Origin of the sequence: Streptomyces sp. Root1304, from assembly GCF_001426405.1 — a bacterium.
Taxonomy (GTDB): Bacteria; Actinomycetota; Actinomycetes; order Streptomycetales; family Streptomycetaceae; genus Streptomyces.
Genome location: NZ_LMEP01000001.1, coordinates 538,061 through 556,261, shown reverse-complemented (window position 1 = coordinate 556,261; position 18,201 = coordinate 538,061). Strand labels below are relative to the sequence as shown.

17 protein-coding genes are annotated in these 18,201 nt (G+C 68.4%); 16 read left to right on the top strand and 1 reads right to left on the bottom strand.

Annotation, left to right across the window (positions count from 1 at the left end; translation table 11 throughout):
* Window positions 1-14 precede the first annotated feature (14 nt).
* From ASD33_RS02500 to tuf, 6 genes are all read left to right on the top strand, one after another.
* Window positions 15-3,914 (top strand): DNA-directed RNA polymerase subunit beta', encoded by a 3,900-nt coding sequence (locus ASD33_RS02500; protein WP_056552428.1) that lies wholly within the window; start codon window positions 15-17, stop codon window positions 3,912-3,914.
* 125 nt (window positions 3,915-4,039) lie between these two features.
* Window positions 4,040-4,864, top strand: a complete 825-nt coding sequence (locus ASD33_RS02495; protein WP_056552426.1) for a hypothetical protein — start codon at window positions 4,040-4,042, stop codon at window positions 4,862-4,864.
* 266 nt (window positions 4,865-5,130) lie between these two features.
* Window positions 5,131-5,502: a 30S ribosomal protein S12 gene (rpsL, locus tag ASD33_RS02490; RefSeq protein WP_003948652.1), complete on the top strand. Its 372-nt coding sequence runs from the start codon at window positions 5,131-5,133 to the stop codon at window positions 5,500-5,502.
* A 2-nt stretch (window positions 5,503-5,504) separates the two neighbouring features.
* On the top strand, window positions 5,505-5,975 hold the full coding sequence (gene rpsG / locus ASD33_RS02485) for a 30S ribosomal protein S7 (protein ID WP_015035567.1): 471 nt from the start codon (window positions 5,505-5,507) through the stop codon (window positions 5,973-5,975).
* A 39-nt stretch (window positions 5,976-6,014) separates the two neighbouring features.
* A complete protein-coding gene (fusA, locus tag ASD33_RS02480; RefSeq protein WP_056552423.1) occupies window positions 6,015-8,144 on the top strand; it encodes an elongation factor G in 2,130 nt (709 codons plus the stop codon).
* Between the two features lie 151 nt (window positions 8,145-8,295).
* Window positions 8,296-9,489 (top strand): elongation factor Tu, encoded by a 1,194-nt coding sequence (gene tuf, locus ASD33_RS02475; protein WP_056552421.1) that lies wholly within the window; start codon window positions 8,296-8,298, stop codon window positions 9,487-9,489.
* 107 nt (window positions 9,490-9,596) lie between these two features.
* On the opposite strand, the gene ASD33_RS02470 is transcribed toward tuf, so the two are convergent.
* Window positions 9,597-11,579: a PIG-L family deacetylase gene (locus tag ASD33_RS02470; RefSeq protein WP_056552418.1), complete on the bottom strand. Its 1,983-nt coding sequence runs from the start codon at window positions 11,577-11,579 to the stop codon at window positions 9,597-9,599.
* 197 nt (window positions 11,580-11,776) lie between these two features.
* On the opposite strand from ASD33_RS02470, the gene ASD33_RS02465 reads away from it, so the two are divergent.
* The 10 genes from ASD33_RS02465 to rpsC all read left to right on the top strand — a co-directional run bounded on the left by ASD33_RS02465 (window position 11,777) and on the right by rpsC (window position 18,200).
* Complete coding sequence (locus tag ASD33_RS02465; protein WP_056552416.1) at window positions 11,777-12,139, top strand: YciI family protein; 363 nt, start codon at window positions 11,777-11,779, stop codon at window positions 12,137-12,139.
* Window positions 12,136-13,386 carry a sigma-70 family RNA polymerase sigma factor gene (locus ASD33_RS02460; RefSeq protein ID WP_056552410.1) on the top strand — a complete coding sequence of 417 codons (1,251 nt, stop codon included), beginning with the start codon at window positions 12,136-12,138 and terminating at the stop codon, window positions 13,384-13,386. The genes ASD33_RS02465 and ASD33_RS02460 overlap by 4 nt, the downstream gene beginning before the upstream one ends.
* Window positions 13,387-13,845: 459 nt before the next feature.
* Window positions 13,846-14,154, top strand: a complete 309-nt coding sequence (gene rpsJ / locus ASD33_RS02455) for a 30S ribosomal protein S10 (RefSeq protein WP_003948644.1) — start codon at window positions 13,846-13,848, stop codon at window positions 14,152-14,154.
* Window positions 14,155-14,165: 11 nt separating this feature from the next.
* Window positions 14,166-14,810, top strand: coding sequence for a 50S ribosomal protein L3 (gene rplC / locus ASD33_RS02450; protein ID WP_056552407.1), 645 nt, complete (start codon window positions 14,166-14,168; stop codon window positions 14,808-14,810).
* 7 nt (window positions 14,811-14,817) lie between these two features.
* On the top strand, window positions 14,818-15,468 hold the full coding sequence (gene rplD, locus ASD33_RS02445; protein ID WP_056552400.1) for a 50S ribosomal protein L4: 651 nt from the start codon (window positions 14,818-14,820) through the stop codon (window positions 15,466-15,468).
* A complete protein-coding gene (gene rplW / locus ASD33_RS02440) occupies window positions 15,468-15,791 on the top strand; it encodes a 50S ribosomal protein L23 (protein WP_015035575.1) in 324 nt (107 codons plus the stop codon). Before rplD ends, rplW begins: the two co-directional genes overlap by 1 nt.
* A gap of 40 nt (window positions 15,792-15,831) precedes the next feature.
* Entirely contained in the window at window positions 15,832-16,668 is an 837-nt protein-coding gene (gene rplB, locus ASD33_RS02435; protein WP_030208986.1) for a 50S ribosomal protein L2, read from the top strand.
* A gap of 12 nt (window positions 16,669-16,680) precedes the next feature.
* Entirely contained in the window at window positions 16,681-16,962 is a 282-nt protein-coding gene (gene rpsS, locus ASD33_RS02430) for a 30S ribosomal protein S19 (RefSeq protein ID WP_015035577.1), read from the top strand.
* 42 nt (window positions 16,963-17,004) lie between these two features.
* Window positions 17,005-17,352: a 50S ribosomal protein L22 gene (rplV, locus tag ASD33_RS02425; RefSeq protein ID WP_056552397.1), complete on the top strand. Its 348-nt coding sequence runs from the start codon at window positions 17,005-17,007 to the stop codon at window positions 17,350-17,352.
* Complete coding sequence (rpsC, locus tag ASD33_RS02420) at window positions 17,352-18,200, top strand: 30S ribosomal protein S3 (RefSeq protein ID WP_056552391.1); 849 nt, start codon at window positions 17,352-17,354, stop codon at window positions 18,198-18,200. Before rplV ends, rpsC begins: the two co-directional genes overlap by 1 nt.
* Window position 18,201: the final 1 nt, after the last annotated feature.

The following is an 18,201-nucleotide window of genomic DNA, read 5'->3' as shown; positions in this document are numbered from 1 at the left end:
GGGATTGACGCATAGTGCTCGACGTCAACTTCTTCGACGAGCTCCGGATCGGTCTGGCCACCGCTGACGACATCCGTCAGTGGAGCCACGGCGAGGTCAAGAAGCCGGAGACCATCAACTACCGCACGCTCAAGCCCGAGAAGGACGGACTCTTCTGCGAGAAGATCTTCGGTCCGACCCGGGACTGGGAGTGCTACTGCGGCAAGTACAAGCGTGTCCGCTTCAAGGGCATCATCTGTGAGCGGTGTGGCGTCGAGGTCACCCGCGCGAAGGTGCGCCGCGAGCGGATGGGCCACATCGAGCTCGCCGCTCCCGTCACCCACATCTGGTACTTCAAGGGCGTCCCGTCGCGCCTCGGATACCTGCTCGACCTCGCCCCGAAGGACCTCGAGAAGGTCATCTACTTCGCGGCGTACATGATCACGTACGTCGACGACGAGCGTCGTACGCGTGACCTGCCCTCGCTGGAGGCGCACGTCTCCGTCGAGCGCCAGCAGATCGAGAACCGTCGCGACTCCGACCTGGAGGCCCGCGCCAAGAAGCTCGAGAACGACCTCGGCGAGCTCGAGGCCGAGGGTGCCAAGGCCGACGTGCGCCGCAAGGTGCGCGAGGGTGCCGAGCGCGAGATGAAGCAGCTGCGCGACCGTGCGCAGCGCGAGATCGACCGTCTCGACGAGGTCTGGGCGCGCTTCAAGAACCTCAAGGTCCAGGACCTGGAGGGCGACGAGCTCCTCTACCGCGAGCTGCGTGACCGCTTCGGCACGTACTTCGACGGCTGCATGGGTGCCGCCGCGCTGCAGAAGCGCCTGGAGTCCTTCGACCTCGAGGAGGAGGCCGAGCGCCTCCGCGAGATCATCCGTACCGGCAAGGGCCAGAAGAAGACCCGTGCGCTCAAGCGCCTCAAGGTCGTCTCCGCGTTCCTGCAGACGGCCAACAAGCCCAAGGGCATGGTGCTCGACTGCGTGCCGGTCATCCCGCCGGACCTGCGTCCGATGGTGCAGCTGGACGGTGGCCGCTTCGCGACCTCCGACCTGAACGACCTGTACCGCCGCGTGATCAACCGCAACAACCGCCTGAAGCGGCTTCTCGACCTCGGCGCGCCCGAGATCATCGTGAACAACGAGAAGCGCATGCTCCAGGAGGCCGTGGACGCCCTCTTCGACAACGGTCGTCGTGGTCGCCCGGTGACGGGCCCCGGCAACCGCCCGCTGAAGTCCCTGAGCGACATGCTCAAGGGCAAGCAGGGTCGTTTCCGTCAGAACCTCCTCGGCAAGCGCGTGGACTACTCCGCGCGTTCCGTGATCGTCGTCGGTCCGCAGCTGAAGCTGCACCAGTGCGGTCTGCCGAAGGCCATGGCGCTGGAGCTCTTCAAGCCGTTCGTGATGAAGCGCCTGGTCGACCTGAACCACGCGCAGAACATCAAGAGCGCCAAGCGGATGGTCGAGCGCGGCCGCACGGTCGTGTACGACGTCCTCGAAGAGGTCATCGCCGAGCACCCGGTTCTGCTGAACCGTGCGCCCACGCTGCACCGCCTCGGCATCCAGGCCTTCGAGCCCCAGCTGGTCGAGGGCAAGGCCATCCAGATCCACCCGCTCGTCTGCACCGCGTTCAACGCGGACTTCGACGGTGACCAGATGGCCGTGCACCTGCCGCTCTCCGCGGAGGCGCAGGCCGAGGCCCGCATCCTGATGCTGTCCTCGAACAACATCCTGAAGCCGGCCGACGGCCGTCCGGTCACGATGCCGACCCAGGACATGGTCCTCGGTCTGTTCTTCCTGACCACCGACGGTGAGCTCCGTGACACCAAGGGCGAGGGCCGCGCGTTCGGCTCCACGGCCGAGGCGATCATGGCGTTCGACGCCGGCGAGCTCGCTCTGCAGTCGCAGATCGACATCCGCTTCCCCGTCGGCACCATCGCTCCCCGCGGCTGGGTTCCCCCGGTCGCCGAGGAGGGTGAGCCGGAGTGGCAGCAGGGTGACTCGTTCCGCCTGCGGACCTCGCTGGGCCGCGCGCTCTTCAACGAGCTGCTGCCCGAGGACTACCCGTTCGTCGACTACTCCGTCGGCAAGAAGCAGCTCTCCGAGATCGTCAACGACCTCGCCGAGCGCTACCCCAAGGTCATCGTGGCGGCGACGCTCGACAACCTGAAGGCGGCGGGCTTCTACTGGGCGACCCGTTCCGGTGTCACCGTGGCCATCTCCGACGTCGTCGTGCCCGAGGCCAAGAAGGCCATCGTCAAGGGCTACGAGGAGCAGGACGAGAAGGTCCAGAAGCAGTACGAGCGCGGTCTCATCACGAAGGAAGAGCGCACTCAGGAGCTCATCGCGATCTGGACCAAGGCGACCAACGAGGTTGCCGAGGCGATGAACGCGAACTTCCCGAAGACGAACCCCATCTTCATGATGGTCGACTCGGGTGCCCGAGGAAACATGATGCAGATGCGTCAGATCGCGGGTATGCGTGGTCTGGTGTCGAACGCCAAGAACGAGACGATCCCGCGTCCCATCAAGGCGTCCTTCCGTGAGGGCCTCACCGTTCTGGAGTACTTCATCTCCACTCACGGTGCCCGTAAGGGTCTGGCGGACACCGCCCTGCGTACCGCCGACTCGGGTTACCTGACCCGTCGTCTGGTGGACGTCTCGCAGGACGTGATCATCCGCGAGGAGGACTGTGGCACCGAGCGCGGTCTGAAGCTGCGGATCGCCGAGCGCGGCGCCGACGGTGTGCTGCGCAAGACGGACGACGTCGAGACCTCCGTGTACGCGCGGATGCTCGCCGAGGACGTCGTCGTCGACGGCAAGGTCATCGCGCCCGCCAACGTCGACCTGGGTGACGTGCTCATCGACGCCCTCGTGGGCGCCGGTGTCGAGGAGGTCAAGACCCGCTCGGTCCTGACCTGTGAGTCGGCCGTCGGTACCTGTGCGTTCTGCTACGGCCGTTCGCTCGCCACCGGCAAGCTGGTCGACATCGGTGAGGCGGTCGGCATCATCGCCGCCCAGTCCATCGGTGAGCCCGGTACCCAGCTGACGATGCGTACCTTCCACACCGGTGGTGTGGCCGGTGACGACATCACCCAGGGTCTGCCGCGTGTCGTCGAGCTCTTCGAGGCGCGTCAGCCCAAGGGTGTCGCCCCGATCTCGGAGGCGGCCGGCCGCGTCCGCATCGAGGAGACCGAGAAGACGAAGAAGATCGTCGTCACCCCGGACGACGGCACCGACGAGACGGCGTTCCCGATCTCGAAGCGTGCCCGTCTGCTCGTGGGCGAGGGCGACCACGTCGAGGTGGGCCAGAAGCTCACCGTGGGTGCCACCAACCCGCACGACGTGCTGCGCATCCTCGGTCAGCGCGCGGTCCAGATCCACCTGGTCGCCGAAGTCCAGAAGGTCTACAACTCGCAGGGCGTGTCGATCCACGACAAGCACATCGAGATCATCATCCGGCAGATGCTGCGCCGCGTGACGATCATCGAGTCCGGCGACGCGGAGCTGCTTCCGGGCGAGCTCGTCGAGCGCTCGAAGTTCGAGACCGAGAACCGTCGTGTGGTCACCGAGGGCGGTCACCCCGCCTCCGGCCGTCCGCAGCTGATGGGTATCACCAAGGCCTCGCTGGCGACGGAATCCTGGCTGTCGGCCGCCTCCTTCCAGGAGACGACCCGAGTCCTGACGGATGCGGCGATCAACGCCAAGTCCGACAGCCTCATCGGCCTCAAGGAGAACGTCATCATCGGTAAGCTCATCCCGGCCGGTACGGGTCTGTCCCGCTACCGCAACATCCGGGTGGAGCCGACCGAGGAGGCCAAGGCCGCGATGTACTCGGCCGTCGGCTACGACGACATCGACTACTCGCCGTTCGGCTCGGGCTCCGGCCAGGCCGTTCCGCTGGAGGACTACGACTACGGTCCGTACAACCAGTAAGTAGTGCGAACCGAAGGGCGGCACCCCGTGACCGGGGTGCCGCCCTTCGGCGTACCGGGACCCCGCGGACGCCCGTGCGCGCGGGCCCGGTAGGTTGGCGGCCCCGTCCGACCGAGGAGCCGCCCGTGCCCGCCCGCCCCCGCCTCCTGTACGTCTCCGACCTCGCCTATCCGGCCCGTGGACGGCGCTACTGCGACGAGGACATCCGGCTGACCGCCCGGCTGCGCGAGGACTTCGACCTGGCGCTCTGCCATCCGCTCGACGCGGCGGCGCTCATGGACGGCTTCGACGCGGTCGTCGTGCGCAACAGCGGGCCCGTCCTGGGCTACCAGCGGGAGTACGAGGCCTTCCGGGCCGCCGCCCTGGCCCGGGGGACCCGCGTCTACAACCCGCTCCACGGGCGCGGCGACATGGCCGGCAAGCAGTACCTGCTGGACCTGACGGCCGCCGGGTACCCGGTCATCCCCACCGTCGACCGGGCGGAGCACCTCGACCGGCTGCCCGGGGCCGCCGCGTACGCGGTGAAGCCGAAGGCCGGCGCCGACTCCCTCGGCCTGCGCTTCCTGCCCCGGGAGGAGCTGACCGGGCTGGACCTCGACGGACTCCTGGTGCAGCCGCGGGTGGACTTCCGCTACGAGGTGTCGTTCTACTTCGTCGACGACCTCTTCCAGTACGCCCTGTACGCGCCCGACCCGGAGTGCCGCTGGGAGCTGGAGCCGTACGAGCCCACCGGGGACGACCTGGCCTTCGCGCGCCGCTTCGTGGACTGGAACACCCTGGACGCGGGCATCCAGCGCGTGGACGCCTGCAGGGCGCCCGGGGGAGAGCTGCTCCTGGTCGAGCTGGAGGACCTGAACCCCTACCTGTCGCTGGATCTGGTGCCCGAGAAAACCTGTATGTCCTTCGTCACGGCCCTCACCGCCTCCCTGCACCGGTTTCTCGCCGCCTGACGGGCCCACAGCTCCGTCGGGGCTGACCTGCGCGTCGGCATTTGTTTTGACCGGAGTCCATGCGATAGGTACGCTCATGCCTTGTGCCTGGGGTGTGCCTGGGCTCGCGTGCGTGTCCTCAACCGCACAGTGAGTCCGATACCGGCCGCCGTGATCCGCGCCTTCTCCGCTTCGGCGGAGGTCCGCGAGATTCGACACACCCGACCGCGTGGGTCGGTGGATGTTCCAGGTTAGTTTTACGACGGCACACAGAAACCGGAGAAGTAGTGCCTACGATCCAGCAGCTGGTCCGTAAGGGCCGGCAGGACAAGGTCGAGAAGAACAAGACGCCCGCACTCGAGGGTTCCCCTCAGCGTCGCGGCGTCTGCACGCGTGTGTTCACGACCACCCCGAAGAAGCCGAACTCGGCCCTCCGTAAGGTCGCGCGTGTGCGTCTGACCTCGGGCATCGAGGTCACGGCCTACATCCCGGGTGAGGGTCACAACCTGCAGGAGCACTCGATCGTGCTCGTGCGCGGTGGCCGTGTGAAGGACCTGCCGGGTGTTCGCTACAAGATCATCCGCGGTTCCCTCGACACGCAGGGCGTCAAGAACCGTAAGCAGGCTCGCAGCCGCTACGGCGCCAAGAAGGAGAAGTAAGAATGCCTCGTAAGGGCCCCGCCCCGAAGCGCCCGGTCATCATCGACCCGGTCTACAGCTCTCCTCTTGTCACCTCGCTGATCAACAAGATCCTGCTGGACGGCAAGCGTTCCACCGCCGAGCGCATCGTGTACGGCGCCATGGAGGGTCTTCGCGAGAAGACCGGCCAGGACCCGGTCATCACGCTGAAGCGCGCGCTGGAGAACGTCAAGCCGGCCCTCGAGGTCAAGTCCCGCCGTGTCGGTGGCGCCACCTACCAGGTGCCGATCGAGGTCAAGCCGGGCCGCGCGTCCACGCTGGCCCTCCGCTGGCTCGTCGGTTACTCCCGCGCCCGTCGCGAGAAGACCATGACCGAGCGCCTCATGAACGAGCTCCTCGACGCCTCGAACGGCCTCGGTGCGGCCGTCAAGAAGCGCGAGGACACGCACAAGATGGCCGAGTCCAACAAGGCCTTCGCGCACTACCGCTGGTAGTCGCAACCCACATCGAGACCGAGAGAAGACTGAGCCGATATGGCTACCACTTCGCTTGACCTTGCCAAGGTGCGCAACATCGGCATCATGGCGCACATCGACGCGGGCAAGACGACCACCACCGAGCGGATCCTGTTCTACACCGGTGTCTCTTACAAGATCGGTGAAGTCCACGACGGCGCTGCCACGATGGACTGGATGGAGCAGGAGCAGGAGCGCGGCATCACGATCACGTCCGCCGCGACGACCTGCCACTGGCCGCTCGAGAATGTCGATCACACGATCAACATCATCGACACGCCGGGTCACGTCGACTTCACCGTCGAGGTGGAGCGTTCGCTGCGCGTGCTCGACGGTGCTGTCACCGTGTTCGACGGTGTGGCCGGCGTCGAGCCCCAGTCCGAGACTGTCTGGCGTCAGGCGGACCGCTACGGCGTTCCGCGTATCTGCTTCGTCAACAAGCTCGACCGTACGGGCGCCGAGTTCCTGCGCTGCGTCGACATGATCGTGGAGCGCCTCGGCGCCGTCCCGATCGTCATGCAGCTCCCGATCGGCGCCGAGATGGACTTCCAGGGCGTCGTCGACCTCGTCCGCATGAAGGCCCTCGTCTGGTCCGCCGAGGCCAGCAAGGGTGAGATGTACGACGTCGTCGACATCCCGGCCTCGCACACCGAGCTCGCCGAAGAGTGGCGCGCCAAGCTGGTCGAGACCGTCGCCGAGAACGACGAGGAGCTCATGGAGCTCTTCCTCGAGGGCGTCGAGCCCACCGAGGAGCAGCTCTACGCTGCCGTCCGTCGCATCACCATTGCCTCCGGCAAGGGTGGCGGCGAGAAGACGGTCACCCCCGTCTTCTGTGGCACCGCGTTCAAGAACAAGGGCGTCCAGCCCCTGCTCGACGCGGTCGTGCGCTACCTCCCCTCCCCCCTGGACGTCGAGGCCATCGAGGGCCACGGCGTGAAGGACCCGGAGGAGATCGTCAAGCGCAAGCCGTCCGACGACGAGCCCCTGTCGGCCCTCGCGTTCAAGATCGCGAGCGACCCGCACCTGGGCAAGCTCACCTTCGTCCGGATCTACTCCGGTCGCCTGGAGGCCGGCACCGCGGTGCTGAACTCCGTCAAGGGCAAGAAGGAGCGCATCGGCAAGATCTACCGCATGCACGCGAACAAGCGTGAGGAGATCGACTCGGTGGGCGCCGGCGACATCGTCGCCGTCATGGGCCTGAAGCAGACCACCACCGGTGAGACGCTGTGCGACGACAAGAACCCGGTCATCCTGGAGTCCATGGACTTCCCGGCGCCGGTCATTCAGGTCGCGATCGAGCCCAAGTCCAAGGGTGACCAGGAGAAGCTGGGTGTTGCCATCCAGCGTCTCGCGGAGGAGGACCCCTCCTTCCAGGTGCACTCGGACGAGGAGACCGGCCAGACCATCATCGGTGGTATGGGCGAGCTTCACCTCGACATCCTCGTCGACCGCATGCGTCGCGAGTTCAAGGTCGAGGCGAACGTCGGCAAGCCGCAGGTCGCGTACCGCGAGACGATCCGCAAGGCCGTCGAGCGACTTGACTACACCCACAAGAAGCAGACCGGTGGTACCGGTCAGTTCGCCAAGGTGCAGATCGCGATCGAGCCCATCGAGGGCGGCGACGCCTCGTACGAGTTCGTGAACAAGGTCACCGGTGGCCGCATCCCGAAGGAGTACATCCCTTCGGTCGACGCGGGTGCGCAGGAGGCCATGCAGTTCGGCATCCTGGCCGGCTACGAGATGACTGGCGTCCGCGTCATCCTTCTCGACGGTGGCTACCACGAGGTCGACTCCTCCGAGCTCGCGTTCAAGATCGCCGGTTCGCAGGCCTTCAAGGAGGCCGCGCGCAAGGCTTCGCCGGTCATCCTCGAACCGATGATGTCCGTCGAGGTCACCACGCCCGAGGACTACATGGGCGAGGTCATCGGTGACATCAACTCCCGCCGTGGCCAGATTCAGGCCATGGAGGAGCGCAGCGGCGCTCGCGTCGTGAAGGGCCTCGTGCCCCTCTCGGAGATGTTCGGCTACGTCGGAGACCTCCGCAGCAAGACCTCGGGTCGCGCAAGCTACTCGATGCAGTTCGACTCCTACGCCGAGGTTCCGCGGAACGTCGCCGAGGAGATCATCGCGAAGGCCAAGGGCGAGTAACTCTTCCGAGTTCACGCTTTAGGCTTGACACCAGTCGCCGGGGCTCGGCCCCCGAAACCCGAGGAACGGGCCCCGGGCGACTGGCATCCCAGCAAAGATCACCTGGCGCCGATGAAGCAAGGCGTACAGAACCACTCCGCAGGAGGATTCAGTGGCGAAGGCAAAGTTCGAGCGGACTAAGCCGCACGTCAACATCGGCACCATCGGTCACATTGACCACGGTAAGACGACCCTCACGGCCGCCATTACCAAGGTGCTGCACGACGCGTACCCGGACCTGAACGAGGCCTCGGCCTTCGACCAGATCGACAAGGCTCCCGAGGAGCGCCAGCGCGGTATCACGATCTCGATCGCGCACGTCGAGTACCAGACGGAGTCGCGTCACTACGCGCACGTCGACTGCCCGGGTCACGCTGACTACATCAAGAACATGATCACGGGTGCCGCGCAGATGGACGGCGCCATCCTCGTGGTCGCCGCCACCGACGGCCCGATGCCGCAGACCAAGGAGCACGTGCTCCTGGCCCGCCAGGTCGGCGTTCCGTACATCGTCGTCGCCCTGAACAAGGCCGACATGGTGGACGACGAGGAGATCCTGGAGCTCGTCGAGCTCGAGGTCCGTGAGCTCCTCTCCGAGTACGAGTTCCCGGGCGACGACCTGCCGGTCGTCCGCGTCTCGGCGCTCAAGGCGCTCGAGGGCGACAAGGAGTGGGGCGAGAAGCTTCTCGGCCTCATGCACGCCGTCGACGAGTCGATCCCGCAGCCCGAGCGTGACGTCGACAAGCCGTTCCTGATGCCGATCGAGGACGTCTTCACGATCACCGGTCGTGGCACCGTCGTCACCGGTCGTATCGAGCGCGGCATCCTCAAGGTCAACGAGACCGTCGACATCATCGGCATCAAGACCGAGAAGACCACCACCACGGTCACCGGTATCGAGATGTTCCGCAAGCTGCTCGACGAGGGCCAGGCCGGTGAGAACGTCGGTCTGCTCCTCCGTGGCATCAAGCGCGAGGATGTCGAGCGCGGCCAGGTCATCATCAAGCCGGGTTCGGTCACGCCGCACACCCAGTTCGAGGCCCAGGCCTACATCCTGTCGAAGGACGAGGGTGGCCGTCACACCCCGTTCTTCAACAACTACCGCCCGCAGTTCTACTTCCGTACCACGGACGTGACCGGCGTCGTGACCCTCCCCGAGGGCACCGAGATGGTCATGCCGGGCGACAACACCGCCATGAGCGTTGAGCTGATCCAGCCCATCGCCATGGAGGAGGGCCTCAAGTTCGCCATCCGTGAGGGTGGCCGGACCGTCGGCGCCGGCCAGGTCGTCAAGATCACTGCCTGATCTTGAACTGACCTGGTGGCTCGTACGAGCCACTGAGCAGTAGGGGAAGGCCCCGCACCGAAAGGTGCGGGGCCTTCTCGCGTTCCCGGGGGCCCGCTTCCCGGGTCCTACGGTCGCCAGCTCCACGGTCGGCCGTCCGCGCCGAGGCCCACCACGGTCACGCCGGGCGCCCCCAGGTGCAGCGCGGCCGAGACCGCCGAGGGGCCCGTCGTACGTGTGCGGAGCCGGCCGCCGGACCTGACCCGCACCCGGCCTTCCTCGTCCGTGCCGAGCAGCACCGTGCCGAGGGACGCCGAGCGGGCGGCGACCACGCCCCCGAAGCCGTCCAGGCCCGCGTCGCCCCCTGGACCGAGCAGCGCGGCGGCGGCGGGCGCCCGGTGGTACAGCTCCCCGCCGGCCGACGCCACCGTGGACCCCGAGCGCGGCAGCGGCTCCGTGCGCTCCACCCCGTCCACCCAGTGCCGTACGGACTCCCGCCCGGCCGCGTACAGGTGCACCCGGCCCGAGCCGTCGAGCGAGACCGCGAGCCCGTCCTGGACCTCGGCCGTGCCGGGCAGTGCCCGCCACGGACCCCAGGAGCCGTCGGCCGCCGCCCGGACCCGGGTGGAGACGCCCTTCTCCGCGTTCCGTACGAAGAGGTGGACCCGGCCGTCCGGGGCCGTGACCGCGACCGGCGCGCCGATCCGCCGCCCCCGGTCGTCCCCGCGCTCCGGGTTGCCGAGTCCGGTCCAGGCCAGGAACGGGCCGCCGGGGGAGCGCTGCTCCAGGAGGACCAGCTCGCGCCGGTTCGGGCCGCCGTGGCCGTCGAGCGCGGCGAACCGCACGCCGAAGAGCAGGACGCGGCCGTCGGCCAGCACCGCCGAGCCGAGCGCGGGCGCCAGCGGGCCGCCGCCCAGGTCCTCGGGCGCGCTCCAGGCGCCGGGTGTCCGCTCGCGCCAGCGGACCGCGCGCAGACCGAGCACCCCGTACGCGCCGAGGCGGCCGTCCGGCTCGCGCGCGAGCGCGGGGCCCGCGCTCGGCCAGCGGTGGTGGGTGGAGCGGACCCAGCCCTTGCGGTTGGTGAGGGGCCGGTCGCCGCCGACGCCGTAGTCGCCGCAGCCCGAGGGGTTGCCGCACTCCCAGGACGGGTCGCCGCCGTACGGGACGAGGCGGGCGGCCTTCTCCTTCAGCGGCCCCGGCGGGAGGTTCTTGGGCCAGTGCCGGTTGTAGTAGCCGCGGAAGGCGGTCGTGGTGAACGCCGGTATCGGACCGCCGGCCCCGACCGTGTCCGTGACCCAGCGGGCCAGCGCCGCCCAGGTGAAGCAGGCGACCGCGGTGTGGTCCCCGTGGTCGGAGTAGCCCGGCTGCTCGGAGTCCCGCTTCCGGGTGGCCTCGTCGCTGGTCTGGACGTCCGGGTCGGGGTCGAGGGTGTGCACCACGGTGGGCCGGTAGCGGTGGAAGAGCTCGGCGAGGACGCCGACCAGGCGGTCGTAGTCGTACGTGTCCGAGCGGGTCACCGGCGAACCGGTGGACAGATGGGTGCGCAGCTCCAGCGCGCGGTCGTGCCAGAGCGCGGGCAGCGCCATGTACCGGCGGCTCGTGTGCATCGGCAGGTTGAGGAAGACCAGCTCGACCCGGCGGGCGCCGTGCGTGAGCGTGTCGAGCTCCGCGCGCCGGCCGTCGGGGAGGGCGAGCGTCTCCCGCCGCCACGGGGTGAACGCCGGCAGGCCCAGCGCCACCGCGTACGACTGGCGCAGCCCCTGGTGGCGGGCGGAGGAGTACGCGGCCCGGTCCGGGGGAGTGTCGGGCATCCCGGCGATCCGGTTGCGGCCGGTGTGCTCGCCGGCCGTCACGTACACGGAGACCAGCGGGACCCCGGCGTCCAGCAGCCGCTGGGAGTCGGGGTTCATGAAGTACAGGTCGTCGTCCGGGTGCGCGGCGACCTGGAGCAGCAGGGCCCGGCGGGCGGGCGCGGAGGCGATCGGCTTGCCGGGCGCCGGGTCGGCGGTCGGCGCGGTCCTGCGCGGCTCCGGGACGGAACACCCGGCGGCGGCCGAGGTGACCGCGAGGGCGGCGGCGAGGACCGTCCGGCGGCGGGGTGGAGTGTGCACGGCGGGGCCCTTCGCTCAATCGGTCCCCTGCAAGACGGATATGCGAGCGCCGGGGTTGTGCCGGGCCGGCCCCGGGGAAAAGATCTTCGAAAAAAGATCCCTCGGATGTGAGGACCGATGTCGAGCGGACGGTCCCGGCTCCGACCGAAGGGTGACAGCGCGCCACAGGGGCGGGCGGTACGGGGAGGAAACCCGAGATGAAGTACGTCGCGATGATCTACGGCAACCAGGCCAAGTGGGAGTCCTTCCCGGCCGAGGAGTGGCCCGGGGCGATCGCCCGGCAGGAGGCCTTCAACCGGAAGTACCGGGAGAGCGGCGAGCTGATCGGCGCCTACGGACTGGCCGACGCGGCCGCCGCACAGCTCGTGCGCCGGGAGGGCGGGGCCCCCGCCGTCACCGACGGGCCGTACCTGGAGACCAAGGAGTACCTGGCCAGCTTCTACCTGCTGGACTGCGACAGCCTGGAGCGAGCCCAGGAGATCGCCGCGGACATGCCGTTCGCGGACGTGGACCCGGTCGAACTGTGGCCGGTGCTGCACGAGTCCGCGGCGGACGTGTGACCGGGACGCCCCACCCGCACCGGATCGAGGACCTGCTGCGGGAGTACGCGCCGCAGGTCCTCGGCCGGCTCGTCCGCCGGTACGGCGCCTTCGACACCTGCGAGGACGCCGTCCAGGAGGCCCTGATCGCGGCCGCCCGGCAGTGGCCGGAGGAGGGCGTCCCCGACAACCCGCGCGGCTGGCTGGTCACCGTCGCCCAGCGCCGGCTCGTCGACGAGGTGCGCAGCGAGGCCGCGCGCCGCCGCCGCGAGGACTCCCTCGCCCTGGCCACCCCCGCCTCGGAACTCCTCGCGCACGCCGCCGACGAGGACCCCGGCACCGACCGGGACGACTCCCTGGCGCTGCTGTTCCTCTGCTGCCACCGCGACCTGTCGCCGCCGAGCCGGATCGCGCTCACCCTGCGCGCGGTCGGCGGTCTCACCACGGCGCAGATCGCCGCCGCCTTCCTGGTGCCCGAGGCGACCATGGCGCAGCGGATCAGCCGGGCCAAGCAGACGGTCAGGGCGGCGGGCGGATCGCTCGCCCTGCCCGAGGGGGAGGAGCGCACGGCCCGGCTCGCCGAGGTGCGGCACGTGCTCTATCTGGTCTTCAACGAGGGGTACACGGCCAGCGGCGGGGACGCGCTGACCGTGCCCGAGCTGTCCACGGAGGCGATCCGGCTGGCGCGGCTGCTCCACCGGCTGCTGCCCGGGGACACGGAGACGGCGGGGCTGCTCGCCCTGATGCTGCTCACCGACGCCCGCCGGCCGGCGCGCACCGGGCCGCACGGCGAGCTGGTGCCGCTCGCGGAGCAGGACCGGGGGCGGTGGGACGCGGATCTGGTCGAGGAGGGCGTCGCGCTGATCAGCCGTACGCTGCCGCTCGGCCGGGTCGGCCCGTACCAGCTCCAGGCGGCCATCGCGGCGGTGCACGACGAGGCGGAGTCCGCGGCGGCGACCGACTGGCCGCAGATCCTCGCGCTCTACGAGCTGCTGGAGGGGACCGGGCCGAATCCGATGGTCACCCTGAACCGGGCGGTGGCGGTCGCGATGGTGAAGGGGCCGGGGGCGGGGCTCGCCGTGCTGGACGAGGTGGCGCGGGACAAGCGCCTCGCGCGGCACCACCGGCTGCTCGCGGCCCGGGCGCATCTCCTCGAACTCCTCGGCGAGCGGGAGGAGGCGGCCGCGGCCTACCGGGAGGCGGCCCGCCGGACGACCAGTGCCCCCGAGCGGCGCCATCTCACGGAGCGCGCACGGCGCTTGGGGTGAGGGGGAAGGAGGGGGCGGACGCGCGAGGCGCGTGCGCCCGGCGCATGCCCGTACGTGACGTGGGGTACAGTCTTCGATCCCGATTGGCGGCCGGATGGCCCCGTATGGCAGACTGTCGGGGTTGCTCGGTTGAGTGCCGATGCTGCGCGCCTCCCGTCGGGAGGACCGGAAGCGAGTCCCACAGTACTCGTCGCTCCTCTGGGGCGGACGTACGGGAATCTTCTGGGAAGCGTCAGCGGGGTGCCGACCAGGCGCCCGGTGGGCCAGTGGAGTCAGTGCTGCCGCCCCCGGCCTGCGGTCATGGCGACCGTGCCCCCTTGGTTGGGAAATCCCTCTGGGATTTCTGCGTAGAGGGAGTGCGACACGCCCGACCGCGTGGGTCGGAGGAGGGCGACTCTCCGCAGTTTGTACAGCCGACCAGGTTCCAGAGCGTTACGAGACAAAGGACTACTAGTAGCCATGGCGGGACAGAAGATCCGCATCCGGCTCAAGGCCTACGACCACGAGGTCATCGACTCCTCGGCGAAGAAGATCGTCGAGACGGTGACCCGCACTGGTGCGTCGGTCGCGGGCCCGGTGCCGCTGCCCACTGAGAAGAACGTGTACTGCGTCATCAAGTCGCCGCACAAGTACAAGGACTCGCGCGAGCACTTCGAGATGCGCACGCACAAGCGCCTCATCGACATCCTCGACCCCACGCCGAAGACGGTTGACTCGCTCATGCGTCTCGACCTCCCGGCGGGCGTCGACATCGAGATCAAGCTCTGAGGGCGCGCGAGATGGCTAAGAACATCAAGGGCATCCTGGGCGAGAAGCTCGGCATGACGCAGGTCTGGGACGAGAACAACCGGGTCGTCCCGGTGACCGTCGTCAAGGCCGGCCCCAATGTCGTGACCCAGGTGCGTACGAACGACGTCGACGGCTACGAGTCGGTCCAGATCGCCTTCGGCGAGATCGACCCGCGCAAGGTGAACAAGCCCCTCAAGGGTCACTTCGCCAAGGCCGACGTCACCCCGCGCCGCCACCTGGTGGAGCTCCGCACCGCTGACGCCGCCGAGTACACGCTCGGCCAGGAGATCACCGCCGAGCTCTTCGAGGCCGGCGTGAAGGTCGACGTCACCGCGAAGAGCAAGGGCAAGGGCTTCGCCGGCGTCATGAAGCGCCACAACTTCCGTGGTGGCAAGGCGTCGCACGGTGCCCACCGCGTGCACCGCAAGCCCGGTTCCATCGGTGGCTGCGCCACCCCGGGCCGTGTCTTCAAGGGCATGAAGATGGCTGGTCGCATGGGCAACGAGCGTGTGACCACCCAGAACCTGACCGTCCACGCCGTTGACGCCGAGAAGGGTCTGCTGCTCATCAAGGGCGCCGTCCCCGGCCCCAACGGTGGCCTCGTCCTGGTCCGCACCGCGGCCAAGGGGGTTTGAGGAACCGATGAGCACCATTGACATCCTTTCGCCGGCAGGCGAGAAGACCGGGACCGTCGAGCTCCCCGCGGAGATCTTCGGCGCCAAGGTCAGCGTTCCGCTGATCCACCAGGTCGTCGTCGCGCAGCTGGCCGCGGCCCGTCAGGGCACGCACAAGACCAAGCGTCGTGGCGAAGTCCGTGGTGGTGGCAAGAAGCCTTACCGCCAGAAGGGCACCGGCCGCGCCCGTCAGGGTTCGACCCGCGCCCCGCAGTTCGCCGGCGGTGGCGTTGTCCACGGCCCGCAGCCGCGTGACTACTCGCAGCGGACCCCGAAGAAGATGAAGGTCGCCGCCCTCCGCGGTGCCCTGTCGGACCGGGCCACCCACTCCCGCATCCACGTCGTCACCGGCGTGGTCGAGGGTGACGTCTCCACCAAGGCCGCGAAGACGCTGTTCGGCAAGATCTCGGAGCGCAAGAACCTGCTCCTGGTCGTCGAGCGCTCCGACGAGGCCGCGTGGCTGTCCGCTCGTAACCTGCCCCAGGTGCACATCCTGGAGCCGGGCCAGCTCAACACGTACGACGTGATCGTCTCCGACGACGTGGTCTTCACCCAGGCCGCCCTCGAGTCTTTCGTGTCTGGCCCCCAGACCGCTGAGACCGAAGGGAGCGACGCCTGATGACTGAGGCCGTCGTCACCAGCAAGACCTTCTCGGACCCGCGCGACATTCTGATCAAGCCGGTCGTCTCGGAGAAGAGCTACGCCCTGCTGGACGAGAACAAGTACACGTTCATCGTCGCGCCTGGCTCCAACAAGACCCAGATCAAGCAGGCCGTCGAGGCGGTCTTCTCGGTCAAGGTCACCGGGGTCAACACGATCAACCGCCAGGGTAAGCGCAAGCGCACCAAGGCCGGTTTCGGCAAGCGCAAGGACACCAAGCGCGCCATCGTGACCCTTGCCGAGGGCAACCGTATCGACATCTTCGGCGGTCCGACCGCCTAACGGCGGTCTGGATCGTCCGGAATCGGACGAGGACTGAGAAATGGGAATCCGCAAGTACAAGCCGACTACGCCGGGCCGCCGTGGCTCCTCCGTAGCCGACTTCGTCGAGATCACGCGGTCCACGCCGGAGAAGTCGCTGGTCCGCCCCCTGCACAGCAAGGGCGGCCGTAACAACACCGGTCGTGTGACCGTCCGTCACCAGGGCGGTGGCCACAAGCGCGCCTACCGCGTGATCGACTTCCGTCGTCACGACAAGGACGGCGTGCCGGCGAAGGTCGCTCACATCGAGTACGACCCCAACCGCACCGCGCGCATCGCGCTGCTCCACTACGTGGACGGCGAGAAGCGCTACATCATCGCCCCCAAGGGTCTGACGCAGGGTGACCGCGTCGAGAACGGCCCCGGCGCTGACATCAAGCCCGGCAACAACCTGGCGCTCCGCAACATCCCGGTCGGTACCACGATCCACGCGATCGAGCTCCGTCCCGGTGGCGGTGCCAAGTTCGCCCGCTCGGCCGGCGCCTCCGTGCAGCTGCTGGCGAAGGAGGGCACGATGGCCCACCTTCGTATGCCGTCCGGTGAGATCCGTCTCGTCGACGCCCGCTGCCGCGCCACCATCGGCGAGGTCGGCAACGCCGAGCAGTCGAACATCAACTGGGGCAAGGCCGGCCGTAAGCGCTGGCTGGGCGTTCGCCCGACCGTTCGCGGTGTGGCGATGAACCCGGTGGACCACCCGCACGGTGGTGGTGAGGGCAAGACCTCCGGTGGTCGCCACCCGGTCTCCCCGTGGGGTCAGAAGGAGGGTCGTACTCGTTCGCCGAAGAAGGCTTCGAACAAGTACATCGTCCGCCGCCGCAAGACGAACAAGAAGCGCTAGGAGCGGGTTTAGATGCCGCGCAGTCTCAAGAAGGGACCCTTCGTTGACGGCCACCTCGTAAAGAAGGTGGACGCTCAGAACGAAGCCGGTACCAAGAACGTCATCAAGACCTGGTCCCGTCGCTCGATGATCATCCCGGCCATGCTCGGCCACACGATCGCGGTGCACAACGGCAAGACCCACATTCCGGTGTTTGTCACCGAGTCGATGGTCGGCCACAAGCTCGGCGAGTTCTCGCCGACGCGCACCTTCCGGGGTCACGTGAAGGACGACCGGAAGTCGAAGCGCCGCTAGTAGCGGGGTGGAATGACCATGACAGACACTGGAAGGACAACCATGGAAGCCAGGGCCCAGGCGCGGTACATCCGCGTCACGCCCATGAAGGCCCGCCGAGTGGTGGACCTTATCCGTGGCATGGACGCCACGGAGGCTCAGGCGGTCCTGCGTTTCGCCCCGCAGGCCGCGAGCGTGCCGGTTGGCAAGGTGCTGGACAGCGCCATTGCCAACGCTGCACACAACTACGACCACACGGACGCCTCTTCGCTGGTCATCAGCGAGGCGTTTGTGGATGAGGGCCCGACCCTGAAGCGGTTCCGTCCGCGTGCCCAGGGCCGTGCCTACCGGATCCGTAAGCGGACCAGCCACATCACCGTGGTCGTCAGCAGCAAGGAAGGAACCCGGTAATGGGCCAGAAGGTTAACCCGCATGGGTTCCGGCTCGGCATCACCACGGACTTCAAGTCCCGTTGGTACGCCGACAAGCTGTACAAGGACTACGTCAAGGAAGACGTCGCCATCCGTCGGATGATGACGTCCGGCATGGAGCGCGCCGGCATCTCGAAGGTTGAGATCGAGCGCACCCGTGACCGTGTGCGGGTGGACATCCACACCGCGCGTCCCGGCATCGTCATCGGCCGCCGTGGCGCCGAGGCCGACCGCATCCGCGGCGACCTCGAGAAGCTCACGGGCAAGCAGGTCCAGCTGAACATCCTCGAGGTCAAGAACCCCGAGATGGACGCTCAGCTGGTCGCCCAGGCCGTTGCCGAGCAGCTCTCCTCCCGCGTCTCCTTCCGTCGCGCCATGCGTAAGAGCATGCAGGGCACGATGAAGGCCGGCGCCAAGGGCATCAAGATCCAGTGCGGCGGTCGTCTCGGCGGCGCCGAGATGTCCCGCTCGGAGTTCTACCGCGAGGGCCGTGTGCCGCTGCACACGCTCCGCGCGAACGTGGACTACGGCTTCTTCGAGGCCAAGACGACCTTCGGTCGCATTGGCGTCAAGGTCTGGATCTACAAGGGCGACGTCAAGAACATCGCCGAGGTCCGCGCCGAGAACGCTGCGGCCCGTGCGGGTAACCGCCCGGCCCGTGGTGCCGGCGCTGGCGACCGTCCCGCCGGCCGTGGTGGCCGTGGTGGCGAGCGTGGCGGCCGCGGCCGCAAGCCGCAGCAGCAGTCCGCGTCGGCTGCCGAGGCCCCCAAGGCCGAGGCTCCCGCCGCCGCTGCCGCTCCGGCTGAGAGCACCGGAACGGAGGCCTGAC

Excerpts from the sequence above, each read along its gene's own strand:
- rpsG (WP_015035567.1), top strand. The coding sequence starts at position 5,505 with ATGCCTCGTAAGGGCCCCGCCCCGAAGCGCCCGGTCATCATCGACCCG.
- rpsJ (WP_003948644.1), top strand. The coding sequence starts at position 13,846 with ATGGCGGGACAGAAGATCCGCATCCGGCTCAAGGCCTACGACCACGAG.
- ASD33_RS02465 (WP_056552416.1), top strand. The coding sequence starts at position 11,777 with ATGAAGTACGTCGCGATGATCTACGGCAACCAGGCCAAGTGGGAGTCC.
- rplV (WP_056552397.1), top strand. The coding sequence starts at position 17,005 with ATGGAAGCCAGGGCCCAGGCGCGGTACATCCGCGTCACGCCCATGAAG.
- rplD (WP_056552400.1), top strand. The coding sequence starts at position 14,818 with ATGAGCACCATTGACATCCTTTCGCCGGCAGGCGAGAAGACCGGGACC.
- rplC (WP_056552407.1), top strand. The coding sequence starts at position 14,166 with ATGGCTAAGAACATCAAGGGCATCCTGGGCGAGAAGCTCGGCATGACG.
- rplW (WP_015035575.1), top strand. The coding sequence starts at position 15,468 with ATGACTGAGGCCGTCGTCACCAGCAAGACCTTCTCGGACCCGCGCGAC.
- rpsC (WP_056552391.1), top strand. The coding sequence starts at position 17,352 with ATGGGCCAGAAGGTTAACCCGCATGGGTTCCGGCTCGGCATCACCACG.
- rplB (WP_030208986.1), top strand. The coding sequence starts at position 15,832 with ATGGGAATCCGCAAGTACAAGCCGACTACGCCGGGCCGCCGTGGCTCC.
- rpsS (WP_015035577.1), top strand. The coding sequence starts at position 16,681 with ATGCCGCGCAGTCTCAAGAAGGGACCCTTCGTTGACGGCCACCTCGTA.
- fusA (WP_056552423.1), top strand. The coding sequence starts at position 6,015 with ATGGCTACCACTTCGCTTGACCTTGCCAAGGTGCGCAACATCGGCATC.